Source organism: Paraburkholderia sp. RL17-337-BIB-A (assembly GCF_046025895.1).
Classification (GTDB): domain Bacteria; phylum Pseudomonadota; class Gammaproteobacteria; order Burkholderiales; family Burkholderiaceae; genus Paraburkholderia; species Paraburkholderia fungorum_C.
Genome location: NZ_JARESY010000001.1, coordinates 827,527 through 842,646 on the forward strand (window position 1 = coordinate 827,527; position 15,120 = coordinate 842,646).

At 62.8% G+C, this 15,120-nt stretch carries 12 protein-coding genes; 2 read left to right on the top strand and 10 right to left on the bottom strand.

The features are described from left to right. Positions 1-33: 33 nt before the first annotated feature. Together P0D84_RS03900 and P0D84_RS03905 are read right to left on the bottom strand one after the other, a co-directional pair. Complete coding sequence (locus tag P0D84_RS03900) at positions 34-711, bottom strand: LysE family translocator (RefSeq protein WP_408332608.1); 678 nt, start codon at positions 709-711, stop codon at positions 34-36. 125 nt (positions 712-836) lie between these two features. Further along, on the bottom strand, positions 837-2,405 hold the full coding sequence (locus P0D84_RS03905) for a UbiD family decarboxylase (RefSeq protein WP_408332610.1): 1,569 nt from the start codon (positions 2,403-2,405) through the stop codon (positions 837-839). A gap of 608 nt (positions 2,406-3,013) precedes the next feature. Here P0D84_RS03905 and P0D84_RS03910 point away from each other — a divergent pair. Then, on the top strand, positions 3,014-4,198 hold the full coding sequence (locus P0D84_RS03910) for a transglycosylase SLT domain-containing protein (protein ID WP_408332612.1): 1,185 nt from the start codon (positions 3,014-3,016) through the stop codon (positions 4,196-4,198). A 195-nt stretch (positions 4,199-4,393) separates the two neighbouring features. Here P0D84_RS03910 and P0D84_RS03915 read toward each other — a convergent pair whose 3' ends face one another. The 4 genes from P0D84_RS03915 to ribBA all read right to left on the bottom strand — a co-directional run bounded on the left by P0D84_RS03915 (position 4,394) and on the right by ribBA (position 8,046). Further along, positions 4,394-5,590, bottom strand: coding sequence for a pyridoxal phosphate-dependent aminotransferase (locus P0D84_RS03915; protein WP_408332614.1), 1,197 nt, complete (start codon positions 5,588-5,590; stop codon positions 4,394-4,396). 331 nt (positions 5,591-5,921) lie between these two features. After that, positions 5,922-6,356: a transcription antitermination factor NusB gene (nusB, locus tag P0D84_RS03920; protein WP_408332615.1), complete on the bottom strand. Its 435-nt coding sequence runs from the start codon at positions 6,354-6,356 to the stop codon at positions 5,922-5,924. Continuing rightward, a complete protein-coding gene (ribH, locus tag P0D84_RS03925; protein ID WP_006050161.1) occupies positions 6,353-6,859 on the bottom strand; it encodes a 6,7-dimethyl-8-ribityllumazine synthase in 507 nt (168 codons plus the stop codon). Before ribH ends, nusB begins: the two co-directional genes overlap by 4 nt. A 50-nt stretch (positions 6,860-6,909) precedes the next feature. Continuing rightward, positions 6,910-8,046 (bottom strand): bifunctional 3,4-dihydroxy-2-butanone-4-phosphate synthase/GTP cyclohydrolase II, encoded by a 1,137-nt coding sequence (gene ribBA, locus P0D84_RS03930; RefSeq protein ID WP_408332617.1) that lies wholly within the window; start codon positions 8,044-8,046, stop codon positions 6,910-6,912. Between the two features lie 259 nt (positions 8,047-8,305). On the opposite strand from ribBA, the gene ilvD reads away from it, so the two are divergent. Further along, positions 8,306-10,168 (top strand): dihydroxy-acid dehydratase, encoded by a 1,863-nt coding sequence (gene ilvD, locus P0D84_RS03935; protein ID WP_408332619.1) that lies wholly within the window; start codon positions 8,306-8,308, stop codon positions 10,166-10,168. Between the two features lie 250 nt (positions 10,169-10,418). Here the strand turns inward: ilvD and P0D84_RS03940 are convergent, their stop codons facing one another. From P0D84_RS03940 to ribD, 4 genes are all read right to left on the bottom strand, one after another. Further along, on the bottom strand, positions 10,419-12,386 hold the full coding sequence (locus P0D84_RS03940; RefSeq protein WP_408332621.1) for an APC family permease: 1,968 nt from the start codon (positions 12,384-12,386) through the stop codon (positions 10,419-10,421). Positions 12,387-12,427: 41 nt separating this feature from the next. Continuing rightward, positions 12,428-12,793, bottom strand: coding sequence for a YkgJ family cysteine cluster protein (locus tag P0D84_RS03945; protein ID WP_408339660.1), 366 nt, complete (start codon positions 12,791-12,793; stop codon positions 12,428-12,430). Positions 12,794-13,251: 458 nt separating this feature from the next. Further along, positions 13,252-13,887, bottom strand: a complete 636-nt coding sequence (locus P0D84_RS03950) for a riboflavin synthase (RefSeq protein WP_408332623.1) — start codon at positions 13,885-13,887, stop codon at positions 13,252-13,254. Positions 13,888-13,902: 15 nt separating this feature from the next. Continuing rightward, the gene (gene ribD, locus P0D84_RS03955; protein ID WP_408332624.1) at positions 13,903-15,072 is read right to left on the bottom strand and encodes a bifunctional diaminohydroxyphosphoribosylaminopyrimidine deaminase/5-amino-6-(5-phosphoribosylamino)uracil reductase RibD; all 1,170 of its coding nucleotides are present in this window, start codon (positions 15,070-15,072) and stop codon (positions 13,903-13,905) included. Positions 15,073-15,120 lie beyond the last annotated feature (48 nt).

Consider the following 15,120-nt stretch of genomic DNA (forward strand, 5'->3'; position numbering starts at 1 on the left):
AAGACGGCTCGCCAAGGCGAGCCGTTTTTTTTATTAGCTTGCCACCTGTGCGGTCTGCACGATCAGATCGCGATATCCGTTCACGATCACGCTGTACGAGAAGTACGCGAACAGCAGCGCTGACAACACATGGCAGGCGCGCAGCAAACCGGTGCCGGCGCGATTGCGTCCGTGGCTGCCGAGTCCGCAGATAAAGATCGTCCAGCACAAGCCACCCAGGAAGAAGCCGCCGAGGAATACCGGTGCAGTCGTCACGCTGGTGGCGCCGGCTTTCGCAATCAACGCGCCGCCGACTGCGGCGAACCACAGAATCGCCGAAGGCGACGACATTGCCAGCAACACGCCGCGCAAGAAACCGCGCCACGGGGAAAGATGCGGCGTTTTGGCCTCCGCTCCTCCGGCAACGGCAGGGGCGGAGGCCGGCAACAGTGCTTCACGCGCCATCTTCCATGTGAGAAACAGCAGAATCGCCGCGCCGCCGATCCACACCACCCAGCGCACCGATTCGAACTGCAGTAGCGCAGCCATTCCCGCGAGCGCGAGCGCCGCGTAAACCAGATCGCCGAAACAGGAACCCAGGCCCAGCCAGAAGCCCGGTTTGAAGCCGTGCGACAGCGTCAGCGAAATGATCGCGACGTTGACGAGACCGATATCCAGACAGAGCGACAACGACAGAAAAAATCCATCCGACATCATTGAAAAGGCATGCATCCGCGCAACTGCTCCATCAGTTTTGTTATTCAGACTTGTTTGAGCGCGAGCGATCCGGCGGGTGGCCAGATCGCTTCGATGCCAACAGAATCATGAAATCGAACGGGTGTGATTCGAGGCTTTTATTACAGCCCCAATTCATCCCACAGAGTGTCGATGCGCTGTTTGACCGCACCGTCCATCTCGATCGGGCGGCCCCATTCGCGCTCCGTTTCGCCGGGCCATTTGTTGGTCGCGTCCAGTCCCATCTTCGATCCGAGGCCCGCTACCGGGGAGGCGAAATCCAGATAGTCGATCGGCGTGCGATCGACCAGCACGGTGTCGCGCGCCGGGTCGACACGCGTGGTGATGGCCCAGATCACTTCCTTCCAGTCGCGGATATTCACGTCCTCGTCGACCACGACGATGAACTTCGTATACATGAATTGCCGCAGGAAGCTCCACACGCCGAACATCACGCGCTTGGCGTGGCCGGGGTAGCTCTTCTTCATCTGCACGATCGCCATCCGGTAGCTGCATCCTTCGGGCGGCAGATAGAAATCGGTGATCTCGGTGAACTGCTTCTGCAACAGCGGCACGAACACTTCGTTGAGCGCGACGCCGAGCACGGCGGGTTCGTCCGGCGGTTTGCCGGTGTAGGTGGAGTGATAGATCGCGTCGCGCCGCATGGTGATGCGCTCGACCGTGAAGACGGGAAACCACTCCTGCTCGTTGTAGTAGCCGGTATGGTCGCCATAGGGACCTTCCAGCGCGTGTTCGTAAGCGGCCGAAGCGCCCTTGGCCGGACGCGGCGGCGCACCCGCGGGAGCCGGCGAGGGCGTGCCTTCCTGCGGATGGATGAAGCCTTCCAGCACGATCTCTGCACGCGCCGGCACCTGCAAGCCGTCGACGCCCGGCGTGATGCACTTCGCGAGTTCGGTGCGGCCGCCGCGCAGCAACCCGGCGAACTGGTATTCGGAGAGCGTGTCGGGCACCGGCGTGACCGCACCGAGGATGGTTGCCGGATCGGCGCCCAGTACCACGGCCACCGGATACGGCTTGCCCGGATTCTGCAGCGCGAACTCGCGGAAATCGAGTGCGCCGCCGCGATGCGCGAGCCATCGCATGATCAGTTTGTTACGCCCGATCAGTTGCTGGCGATATATACCTAAATTTTGTCGGCTCTTGTTCGGGCCTTTCGTGACGGTCAGACCCCATGTGATCAGCGGGCCTGCGTCACCCGGCCAGCAGGTCTGAATCGGCAGCTTGCCGAGGTCGACATCATTGCCCTCCCAGACGATTTCCTGGCAGGGCGGTGCGCTCACTGTCCGGGGCGCCATGTCCCAAACGGCCTTCGCGAGCGTGAACAGTTTTCCGGCGTCCTTGAGTCCCTTCGGCGGCTCCGGTTCCTTCAATGCGGAGAGCAGGCGCCCTACGTCTCGCAACGACTCCAACGCAGCGCCATCACCTGCGCCAGCTTGCGCGTCGATCCCCATGCCGAGCGCGACGCGGCGCGGCGTGCCGAACAGGTTGCCGAGGACCGGAAACGCGTGCTGCTGCTGGCTCTCAAACAATAACGCCGGGCCGCCCGCGCGCAGGACGCGGTCGCACACTTCGGTCATTTCCAGGATCGGCGAGACGTTTTGCGAGATACGGCGCAACTCACCGATCGTTTCGAGACGGCCGACGAAATCGCGCAGGTCTTTGTATTTCATCTGGTGCGGTAGAGAGCCGCGCAAGCGGCGAAATGGATGGGCGCAGCAGGGCTTTGCGGCGCCAAAATGATTGTCGATTTTACCTGTGTTGGCTCGCGCACGTAGATCGGCCAAATGGCCTACGTCTTGAGGAGGAATTGAGATAGCTCAAGAGGCGCGCGCCGCGCGGTTTTGAACGGGCTGAACACTGTTCATTATTACAATTAGTTATAGATTTGCCTATTTATAGTGTTGACGATCTATAAAACCCTGCATAGAATCCGTCCACATTGGTTGCAGGGCGTGAACCTTTTTACCACTGCCCCCGGTCCCATCAGACGCAACGCGTCACCGTTTGCCGATCCCCTGCACGGTATTTGACGGTCTTATAGATGTCCTTGCCAGCGCCAACTGACGCTGGTTTTTCGCGTGGGAGCTACCGCCTGCATGCTTTTTTGGCATGCCGCGGGCCTCTTTTCAAGATGGCTCCCCACAAACGGTATTTGCCGTTTTCCCGACGTCGCAGCTGCCCTAACCAGACAGAGCGCGCGATGTCTTGACTCTGCGAACGTGTGTTGCCGCCTGTTCACCTGGCGGGGTTCGTGGATCATGCAACATGGGAGATCTGAATGAACGCCTGGTTATCGTGGCGTCCCGATGAGCGTATCGCGCAATTTGTGCGTGGTGTGTTGCGTCGCGGGACACGAATGAGTCATCACCTGTTCAGCATCGTCGGCGGAATCGCTGTCGTGCTGGCACTCACGCTGTGGCTGATGCCGGCCTGGCGCGGCCCCCTTGCCGCCAAGCTGATGCCGGTCATCTCCGCTGCTGTGCAAGCCGGTCCTGCCCGCCTGCTGCAGGGCAACCCCTTGCCCGCTTTCGGACCGCCTCGCGCGTCCGCTGACGATTCGCTGTCCTCGAATTCGACCAGTAGCGACGCCGCTAGCGGCGCGAACAACGGTAGTAACGGCGTCACCGCCAGCAACACCAGCTACGACGGCGCCTTCGACGGCAGCGGCACGTCCGGTATGGGCGTGGCAGCGCTGAACGGGCTCGACCCGCGCACCATGCAGAGCGTCTCCGCGCTGGCCCGGCTGATTCCGGCGCAACGCGTTTCCGCCGACGCACGCGATGATCGCGTGCTGGTCTCGACCCGCGAGCAGGATCTGGTCGCGTCGTACCTGGCGCGCCGCTATCGCGTCGCTCAGGAGCCCGTCAGCGAGCTCGTGAAGGCCGCGTTCGACACCGGCCGCGAGGTCGGTCTCGACCCGCTTCTGCTGCTATCCGTGATGGCGATTGAATCGGGCTTCAACCCGTACGCCGAGAGCGGCGTGGGCGCACAAGGTCTGATGCAGGTGATGTCCAAGGTTCACTCGGACAAATTCCAGTATTTCGGCGGCGAGAGCGCTGCGCTTGAACCGGTTGCGAACATCAAGGTGGGCGCGCTGGTGCTGAAGGATTGCATCGCACGTGGCGGTTCGCTGCCGGGCGGTCTGCGTCTCTACGTCGGCTCGACCTCGCAGGACGACGGCGGCTACGGCGCCAAGGTAATGGCCGAACGTGGCCGTTTGCGCGATGTGGCGCGTGGTCGCAAGGTGCCGATCAACGCACCGCAGGCGCCGGTTCTGACCGCGTCGAACACGGCTACGGCTGCAGCGGCGTCGGCGACTAACGGCAAACGCGTGCAGGTGACGCTCGAAGGCGGTCATCCGCTGAGTACGGCAACACCCGTGAAGGCGCCAGTGTCCGAACAGGACGATGCCAGTTCCAATGCGACCAAGCATGTGGCATCGGCTTCGGAGTTGGGCGCTTGAGGTTGGTGTAATGCGGTTAGCCTGACACGAAGGCAGCAGGTACAAAAAAGGACACCGGTCGGGTGTCCTTTTTCTTTTGGGGCCAGGGCGCTCGCGCGCCGCGCGGCGGTGAAGCGTGTGCGTCAGCACGTTGTGGCAACCTGCTTTGGCGGGCTCTTAGGAGGCTCAAGTCTGCGCGGCGCTTATGCCTTTCGGTCAGTGCCGCCCAAAGAGCTTCGCTAACCGCTCGACCGCTTCCTCCAGCTTCGGCAGGGCGGTTGCATACGACAGCCGGATGTAGTCTTTCGGCGCGTGCGTGCCGAAGTCCATGCCCGGCACCAACACCACGCCCGCGTCGTGCAGCATCGCTTTGGTTAGCGCTGCACTATCTCCGGCCGCCTGATGCGCGACGGTGCGGCAATCGGCGTACACATAGAACGCGCCGTCGGGCATCACCGGCACCGAAAAGCCCAGCGATTCGAGCGCTGGCGCAATGAAATCGCGGCGGCGCTTGAATTCGAGGCGGCGCGCTTCGTAGATGGCAATGGTGTCCGGTTCGAAGCAGGCCAGCGCCGCATGCTGCGCGAGCGCCGACGCGCAGATGAACAGATTCTGCGCGAGCTTTTCGAACGCGCCGACCATGCTGGGCGGCACCACCAGCCAGCCCAAACGCCAGCCGGTCATGTTGAAGTACTTTGAAAAGCTGTTGACGGTGATCACGTCCTCGCCGAATGAGAGCGCCGAGACGGGCTGCGCGTCGTAGCTCAAGCCCTGGTAGATCTCGTCGACGATCGTAAAGCCGCCACGCGCCCGCACGGCCTTGACGATACGTTCGAGTTCCGCCGGTTCGATCGACGTGCCGGTCGGGTTCGACGGCGATGCCAGCAGCACGCCACGGGTGCGCTCGTTCCACAGACGCTCCACATCGGCGGCGGTCAGCTGAAAGCGTTCGGCCGGCCCGCTTGGCACCATCACCGGCTTGCCCTCGGCAGCGATCACGAAGTGCCGGTTGCACGGGTAGCACGGGTCGGGCATCAATACTTCATCATCGCGATCCACCAGTGCCGCGCAAGCCAGCAGCAGCGCGGCAGAAGCCCCGGCGGTGACGACGATCCGCGCCGGATCGACGCTGACGCCGTAGACCTCGGCGTAATGCGTCGAGATCGCCTCGCGCAGTGCGTGTAGGCCGAGCGCATTGGTGTATTGCGTGACGCCGCGGCGCAGGGCGCTCGCGGCCGCTTCGATGACCGGCTCGGGGGCGGTGAAATCGGGTTCGCCGATTCCCATGTGGATGATGTCGCGCCCATCACGCTCGAGCAGCGCGGCTTCCTTGGCCAGTTCCATCACGTAGAAAGGCTGGATGGCGTCGACGCGGGCAGCAAGCCGCACCAAAGGTTCGGTCACGGAGTTCATACGATCAATCCAGTTCAGTTCAATTCAGAAGCAAAAGCGAGACGGCGCCTGGCGCATGGGTTGATGTGCGCGGTGGCGTCCTTGCAAGCGCCCAGCAATATGGGGCTGCATTGTTCAGTTTGGGGTTCAACCGGCCGGCGATCCGGCGGCCGGCGATCCAGCCGCTGGCAATACGGTGGCCACGGAAACCAGCCGTCGCCGAAACCAGCGGCTGGCGAACCAGCGGCTGGCGAACCAGCGGCTGGCGTCCCTGCGGCACCGCACGTCACAGGCCGGTACCCGGCGGGTCAACGTTTAGCGCGAGGCGCATGACCAGGCCACACGCTCCACCTCAATGCTTGCGAGCCGCCTGCGTTTCAGCAGCGCGCAGTTGCGCCGACAGCTTGTCCAGCACACCGTTCACGTACTTGTAGCCGTCTGCGCCGCCAAACGTCTTGGCGAGTTCCACCGCTTCGTTGATGACCACGCGATAGGGGATATCGACGTGATTCTTCAGTTCGAACGCGGCGACCAGCAACACGGCACGTTCAACCGGCGAAAGCTGGTCGATAGGGCGGTCGAGGCACGGTGTGATATCCGCGGAAAGTGCTTCCGAATCGCGGATCACGCCGTGCAGGATGGCGTCCAGATGTTCGTGGTCGGCTTTGTCGAAGCCTTGCGCGCCGCGCAGCTGCGCGTCGATTTCACCGCCGGGCGAGCCCGACAGCAGCCACTGATAAAGCCCCTGCGTGGCCAATTCGCGGGAGCGTCGGCGTGCGCTCTTCATGCCTCTTCCTCTTCTTCGTCTTCTTCTTCGTCGTCACCGCCGAGTTGTTCGAGCGCGACGGCGAGGTTTGCCATTTCGACAGCTACGCGCGCTGCGTCACGACCCTTCTCGGTCATGCGCGCGACGGCTTGCTCGTCGTTTTCCGTGGTCAGCACGGCGTTCGCGACCGGAATGCCAAAGTCGAGGCCGATACGCGTGATGCCCGCGCCACTTTCATTCGACACCAGTTCGAAGTGGTACGTCTCGCCGCGAATCACCGCGCCCAGCGCGATCAGCGCGTCGAATTGCGCGCTTTCGGCGAGCTTTTGCAGCGCCAGCGGGATTTCCAGCGCGCCCGGCACGGTGACCAGCAGCACGTCTTCGCCGGTCACGCCGAGGCGTTCGAGTTCTTCGATGCACGAATCCGCGAGACCGTTGCAGACGGGTTCGTTAAAACGCGCCTGGACGATGCCGATACGCAGTCCGTCGCCGTCGAGATTCGGTTGGTATTGTCCGATTTCCATGAGAATTCCGTAGTGTTTTGAGTTGGCGCTTAAGCGCGTGAATGGTCGGATCAGCCTTGTTGCGGAGCCTGTGCGGTGCTGCCTGGCATGGGTACGAAGCCGGTGACTTCGAGGCCGTAGCCCGACATGCTGCCTAGCTTGCGCGGGTTCGACAGCACCTGCATCTTGCCGACACCCAGCTCACGCAGGATCTGTGCGCCGATGCCGTACGTCTTGAAGTCGACCGGCCGGCGTTTGAGCGCCTCGGCTTTCTCTTTCGAGTCGAACGCCTTGAACACGTCGACCAGATGCTCTTTCGAATCGCCACAGTTCAGCAGCACGATCACACCGAGGTCGCGTTGGGCGATCTCTTTCATCGCCGCATCCAGCGTCCACGAATGAGTGGACTTGCCGACTTCGAGCAGATCCAGCATGGACAGCGGCTCGTGCACGCGCACCGGCGTGTCGTGTTCCGGGTTCGGCGTGCCGCGCACCAGCGCGATATGCGGCTGGCCGCTCGGCTGGTCGAGGTACATTACCGCGCGAAACGCGCCGTGCGCGGTCTGCATGGTGCGTTCGCAAATGCGCTCGACGATCGATTCAGTACGGCTGCGGTAGTGGATCAGATCCGCGATCGTGCCGATTTTCAGATCGTGCTCTTTGGCGAACTCCATTAGGTCCGGCAGGCGTGCCATCGTGCCGTCGTCCTTGATGACTTCGCAGATCACCGCGGCCGGCGTGAGGCCTGCCAGCGCGGTAAAGTCGCAGCCGGCCTCGGTGTGACCGGCGCGCACCAGCACGCCGCCCGGCTGCGCCATGATCGGGAACACGTGGCCCGGCTGGACGATGTGTTCGGCCTTCGCGTCCGGCGCGACCGCCGCGGCGATCGTGCGGGCGCGGTCGGCCGCGGAGATACCGGTGGTAACGCCTTCCGCCGCCTCGATGCTGACCGTGAACGCGGTGCCGTACTGCGTGCCGTTGCGATAGGTCATAAGCGGCAGGTTCAGCGTCTTGCAGCGTTCCTGCGTGAGCGTGAGGCAGATCAGGCCGCGGCCGTAGCGAGCCATGAAGTTGATCGCTTCCGGCGTGACGAATTCGGCGGCGATCACGAGGTCGCCCTCGTTTTCGCGGTCTTCTTCGTCGACGAGGATCACCATCCGGCCTGCTTTCAGTTCGGCAATGATCTCTTGAGTGGAGGCGAGCGTCATGTTGGCGGAGTTTTTCGAAGAAAGCGCGTATTTTACGCCACGCGCGCTCCCAAGTCGCCTGCGCCGGACGGCATAGGCCGTTTGGCGAGTCGTCCGGACCATGCCCGGGCCGCCCGGCGGCGGTTCAGCAGCTTTGCATGGGCCGCGAGCAGGCGCTAAAGCGCCAACTCGGGTCGACAAGCGGCGTTGCTATAATTCGCCGCGCCCGCGAAGGCCGCCTCCAGACACCAATTTCCCCGCTAAACGTTCGAGACAGATCATGCCGCACTATCGCTCACGCACATCGACTCACGGCCGCAACATGGCCGGCGCCCGCGCCTTGTGGCGCGCCACCGGAATGAAAGACGACGATTTCGGCAAGCCCATCATCGCCGTGGTGAACTCGTTCACCCAGTTCGTGCCGGGCCATGTGCATCTGCGCGACCTGGGCGCGCTGGTTGCGAAGGAAATCGAAGCGGCCGGCGGTGTGGCCAAGGAATTCAACACCATCGCGGTGGACGACGGCATCGCCATGGGCCACGGCGGCATGCTGTATTCGCTGCCCTCGCGCGAACTGATCGCCGATTCGGTCGAATACATGGTCAACGCGCATTGCGCGGACGCCATGGTCTGCATTTCCAATTGCGACAAGATCACCCCGGGCATGCTGATGGCCGCGATGCGCCTGAACATCCCCGTCGTGTTCGTGTCCGGCGGTCCGATGGAAGCGGGCAAGGTCAAATCGCCGACCGACGGCCAGGTGATCGCCAAGATCGACCTGATCGACGCAATGATCAAGGCCGCCGACCCGAAAATCAGCGACGCCGAAGTGGCTGAAGTCGAACGCAGTGCCTGCCCGACGTGCGGTTCCTGCTCGGGCATGTTCACCGCGAACTCGATGAACTGCCTGACCGAGGCGATCGGGCTCGCGCTGCCGGGCAACGGCACGATCGTCGCCACGCACGCATGGCGCAAGGGCCTGTTCGAACAGGCTGGGCGTCTGGTGGTGGACCTGTGCCGCCGCTACTATCAGGAAGAAGACACATCGGTCCTGCCGCGCAACATCGCCAGCAAGCAGGCGTTCGAGAACGCCATGGCGCTCGACGTCGCCATGGGCGGTTCGACCAATACCGTGCTGCACTTGCTGGCAGCCGCACAGGAAGCCGGCGTCGATTTCACGATGTCCGACATCGACCGCATCTCGCGCAAAGTGCCGTGCCTGTGCAAGGCGGCGCCCGCAACGGACAAATACCATATCGAAGACGTGCACCGTGCCGGCGGCATCCTGGGCATTCTCGGTGAACTGGCGCGGGCGGAACTGCTCGACCTGTCGTGCGGCAATGTGCATAGCGGCACGCTGGGCAATGCGATTGCAAAGTGGGACATCGCCGGCGGCGCGGGCGAAGAAGCGCAGAAATTCTTCCGCGCGGCTCCGGGCGGCATTCCTACCACGGTTGCATTCAGTCAGGAAGCCACCTTCGCGTCGCTCGATACCGACCGCAAGACCGGCTGTATCCGCAGCAAGCAGGACGCGTATTCGAAAGACGGCGGCCTCGCCGTGCTGTACGGCAACCTCGCGGAGAAGGGCTGCATCGTCAAGACCGCGGGTGTCGACGAATCGCAATGGATCTTCTCCGGGCGTGCACGCGTGTTCGAGAGCCAGGACGACGCCGTCGAAGCCATTCTGGGCGACAAGGTGGTGGCAGGCGACGTGATCGTGATCCGTTATGAAGGCCCCAAGGGCGGCCCCGGCATGCAGGAAATGCTTTACCCCACGTCGTATCTGAAATCCAAGGGTCTGGGCAAGACCTGTGCGCTGTTCACCGACGGGCGTTTCTCCGGCGGTTCGTCAGGTCTGGTGATCGGGCATGCGTCGCCGGAAGCAGCCGAAGGCGGCACGATCGGTCTGGTGGAAGAGGGCGATGTTATCGAGATCGACATTCCGAACCGCAAGATGCATCTGGTGGTGTCGGACGCGGAGCTGGCACGCCGCCGCGAAGCGATGGAAGCGCGCGGCGACGATGCATGGATGCCGGTTGGGCGTGAACGCGTGGTGTCGCAGGCGTTGCAGGCTTATGCGGCGCTGGCCACATCCGCCGACCGCGGCGCCGTGCGCGATCTCTCGCAATTGAAGCGCAAGTGAAGCTTCACTGAGCTGAGGCACAACTGACCGGCTCGTTGAAACACGAGCCGTGAAGGCGGGGCAGCGTTCGCAATGAACGCTGCCCTTTTTCATTTCAATGATTTCAACGGTTGTCGGCCGTCTTGCGACGCCGGGAGCATCCGCTCCACACGTCGTATTGGCCGAGAAAGAAAGCGGCATTGCCGTGTCAGCCTGACGAACCAACCCACGGTCCGCGGTGGCACCTTCAGTTGTAACGCCAGGCCGTCCGTCAGCCGATGCTCATCGGCAGGAGCATCATCTGCCTGCCTTGCGACCGCAGGCGCCTCTGGATCCCGGCCGGCGTTCGATTGCGCAGCCATGCCGACAGCACGTTGACCCGCTTGAAGACGAGCGTGCTGGCGAAGCACACGCTGTTCGGGAACTCGTCCATTGTGGCTTCGGTAAGTCGCATCAATCCGTCCTTCGGCCGCGTGACAAACGCGATCCGGAAATCGGCTGCAAACCCCTGATAGCGACTCTGGGCAATATAGTACGCAAGCGATGCCGACATCTCTTGCCGCAAATGCTCCATATGCTTCGCGTCTTCCCAGCTTTGCGCGTCCACTTCGCCGACCGCCAGCACGATCACGTTGTCGAACTTCCCAGGAAATTTGCGCGCAACACAAAGCAGCGCATGCATGCTGGTGCCGCGGTGCCGGTCGACAAGCACGATCGCGGTTGAGCGCAACGGGTCTGGCGTGAGCGGTAAGTCGCCGTCGACCTCTGGCGCCGCACCGGCAAACGCGGCATCTTCCTTCGCCAACTGCGCGCTGGTTTGCCTGTAGTGACGCCTGACGAGAAAACACAACATGATCACGACGCCTGTAACCAGCACGGTCAGCCAGCCGCCCGCCATGAACTTTTCGACGAGCGTCACGCCCAGCACGGTGACCGTCGTCGATAAACCGAGCAGCGCCAGCGCAAACGCCCGCAACCAGCCTTGGCGGCCACGCCGGCCCCACCGGTAGATGCACAGGCCGAGAAATGACAGGCTGAACGTCAGGAATACGTTGATGCTGTAGAGCACCACGAGCGTGGTCACATCGCCGTGCGTCCATAGCAGGACCGCGAGATTCGCAGCGCCGATGACGACAACGCCATTCCGCCGTACCAGCCGCCGTGACAGGTGGCGGAAACAACGCGGCACCCATGAGTCCGCTGACATGTTCGACAGGACCGTGGGTCCGTCGAGGAATCCCGCTTGCGCACCGACGAGCAGCAGCCCTGCCTCCAACGCAAGCACGGCAGCGAGTAGCGCGTGGTGTGCTTGCGCCGAGCCGATTGCGAGATGATCGATCACGCTGCCAAACACCACGGCGTTGAGCGTTTTGCCCTCGACCGGCCTCACGTGCCAAAGCATGTAAAGCATGATGATGCCGCCCGCCGTGAACGCGAGCGACGCCGCCATGTAGAACATGGTCCACCTGCCATTGCGCACGCGCGGCTCAACGATCATGCTCACGTTGTTCGACACGGCTTCAAGACCGGTATAGGTGCCCCCACCCAGCGAGAACGCACGCATCAGCAACGCCGCGAGCACGAGCGGGCCGAATGCGTGAGACATGCCGTGCGCCTCGCCCACGGCGGCCGGCACGATCGCCGCCAGCTGATCGCCGTGGACTGCCACGCCGTACACGATCAGCGCCGCATGAAGCGCGACGAAACCAAGAAAAACCGGCAGCAGCACGAGGATGGACTGCTTCATGCCACGCAGGTTAAGGCAGCTCATCAACACGATCAGACCTAGCTCCGTGACGAGCCTGAACGCCTGGGCGGTCGCGGGCAACAGACTAAACAAGGCTTCGACACCGCTCGCGATCGACGTGGCGACGGTCAGCACATAGTCGACCAGCAGCGCCGCGCCCGACACCGCGCCGCAGCGCGGGCCGAGCAACTCGGTCGCGACGCGATATCCGCCCCCACCGGCGGGGAACAATTCGATGATCTGGCTGTAGCCGAACGCGATGATAAAGACGGTGGCCGCCGTCGCCGATGTGAGAAACAGCGCGAGTGGCGTGTGCTGTCCGAGTGCGAGGAACGCCTCCTCGGGACCATAGCAGGCGGAAGACAGTCCATCTGCGCCGAGACCGATCAACGCGAACAGCGGCGTAATCGCCATGGCCTGGCGCGTGCGTGGGTCGAGCGGATCGAGCGCCTCGCCGGCGATCAGCTTCCTTATTTTCCGGCAGGCGGTCATGGCGGATGGGTTAGCCCGTGAGCGTCCGGGGATCAGTCATTTCATGTAGCGGTCGCTATACCGCGCTTCAACGGCGGCAGTCCGATAGCCTTGCGTAGTCGCTGGCAGTCCGGATTGGGCGTGCCATCCACGGACCACACGCGATACTCCCGACACGGAGACGGACGTAGCGGATATATCCCGCACCGGATACCAGGCGTGCCCACCGTGCCGCGCAAGGCAATGCAACGTCCATGGCCCGCTTCAGTGCCCTTCATGCACACCATCACGGGATTGATCGCGCTGACCAATTCGTCGGGCACCGTGCCGCACGGCGAGCTTGCCATCTCGCCCATATACATCGACACCCGGAAGTGCTGGCAGCAGGCGCCGCACGACAGGCACGGGTTATCCACGTCATCGGCCATGTCCACGCGAATACGATTGTCGTCTTCAAAATGGACTATTTGAATGACATTGCTTTTAGTCATTTTTTAAATATCAAGACGTTTTCCGTTGATGTCGGGCGGAGAAAACAGTAATCGGGCGCCGCAGTCTGGAACGGCGGCGGGAAGGCGGTTTCACCTGAAACGTATAGAGGAATCTGTGATGCCCGGTGGCAGTGCACAGAGTACTTCCAGCGAGATATATTCGTTATAAAATTTCGACGAATAGAATTAAAACGCCGTATTTACTCGCGTTTTAAAAGCAGCTTCTGGTTGGAGAATGCGATTGCAGCAGAGTGGAGTCGCTGAATTTCTGGATCGTGACGGTATACGAACCGCAGAAAGCGGCCGTATAGCGTCAGAGATATCGTCACAAAGCCGCAGATCAGGTCAATGGGCTTAGTGAGTCGGCAATAGACGATGGCTTCTCAAAAGCCGAATTACTTCAATCGGGTTGGGCCGTCCTGAGACGTGCTGAGCATCCGCTCCACGTAGCGCGCAATCAGATCGATCTCCAGATTCACCTGCGAACCCTCGCGCAAGTTCTTCAGCGACGTCACCTGCACCGTGTGCGGAATCAGGTTGATCGAAAATTCGCAGCCGTCGTCGCGATCCTCAACCGAGTTCACCGTCAGGCTCACGCCGTTGACCGTGATCGAGCCTTTGAACGCCAGATAGCGGCCGATCTCGCGCGGCGCCAGCACACGCAGTTCGTGCGACTCGCCGACCGGCGCGAAACGCGTGACCGTGCCGAGGCCGTCCACGTGACCGGAGACGATGTGGCCGCCCAGCCGGTCGTGCGCGCGCAGCGCTTTCTCGAGATTGACTTCGCCCGGCTCGCCCAGACCGACCGTGCAGTTCAGACTTTCGCGCGACACGTCCACTTCGAACGAATGCGCGGTTTTTTCCACCACCGTCATGCAGGCGCCCTGGATCGTGATGCTGTCGCCGAGTTGCACGTCGTCGAGATCGAGGCCGCCGGCTTCGACGTTCAGGCGCACGCCCGCATCGCCATCGGTGCCGAGCGGTTTGACTGATTCAATGCGGCCGACTGCCGCGACGATTCCTGTAAACATCGTACTAATCCTTGATCAATTCGAAGGGGGTTGGGGCGCGGGATCAAAACCAGCTTCGGGCGCCTGGTTCGCTACGACGCGAGGCACAAAGCGCGCGAGAATCCGCAGATCGTCGCCGATCCGGTCGACCGCGTGGAAATTCAGTTGCACGCGGCCGTCGAGCGTTTCCGGTGCGTTCAGATTGAACATGCTCATCGAGTCCATGCCGAGCAGGCTCGGCGCCAGATAGATCAGCAGCTCGTCGACGCAGCCTTCGCGCAGCAGCGAGCCGTTCAGCTTGTAGCCGGCCTCGACGTGCAGTTCGTTCACCTGACGCTCGCCGAGCACTTTCAGCATGGCGGGCAGGTCGACCTTGCCCGCCGCGTTTGCCAGTTGCACGATCTCCGCGCCGCGATCGCGCAGCGCGGCGGCCCGCTCGGTATGACGCTCGTCGAGATTGCCGCAAAAAATCAGGGTGGGTGCGCCGGCCAGAATCTGCGCGTCGGGCGGCACGTCGAGCTGGGCGTCGATCAGCACGCGTTGCGGTTGGCGCGGTGTGTCGACGGCACGCACGGTCATGCGCGGATCGTCTTCCCGCACGGTGCCGATGCCCGTCAGAATCGCCGACGCGCGGGCGCGCCACGCATGACCGTCGGCGCGAGCCGCTTCGCCAGTAATCCATTGACTGACGCCCGACGGCAAGCCGGTGCGGCCGTCCAGCGAGGCCGCCACCTTCATGCGGACCCACGGACGGTCCCGCGTCATGCGCGACACGAAGCCGATGTTCAGTTCGTGCGCTTCGGTGGCGAGCAGCCCGCAACGCACTTCGATACCGGCGTCGCGCAGCATCTTGAGACCGCGCCCGGAAACTTGTGGATTGGGATCTTCCATCGCCGCGACCACGCGCTCGACCTGCGCTTCGATCAACGCATTCGCGCAGGGCGGCGTGCGGCCGAAATGGCTGCACGGCTCGAGCGTCACGTAGGCCGTGGCGCCGCGCAGATCATGACCGCGCGAGCGCGCGTCCTTCAGCGCGCGGACTTCGGCGTGGTCCTGCCCGGCCGGTTGCGTGAAGCCTTCGCCGATCACCTCGCCGTGCTTGACGAGCACGCAACCGACACGCGGATTCGGATCGGTCGTGTACATGCCGCGCTTGGCCAGCGCGAGCGCGCGTTCCATATGGACGAAGTCGGTTTGCGAAAACATCGGTATCCGGTCGGTACAGTGGCTAGTCAGTATTGGGCCTGGTTATCG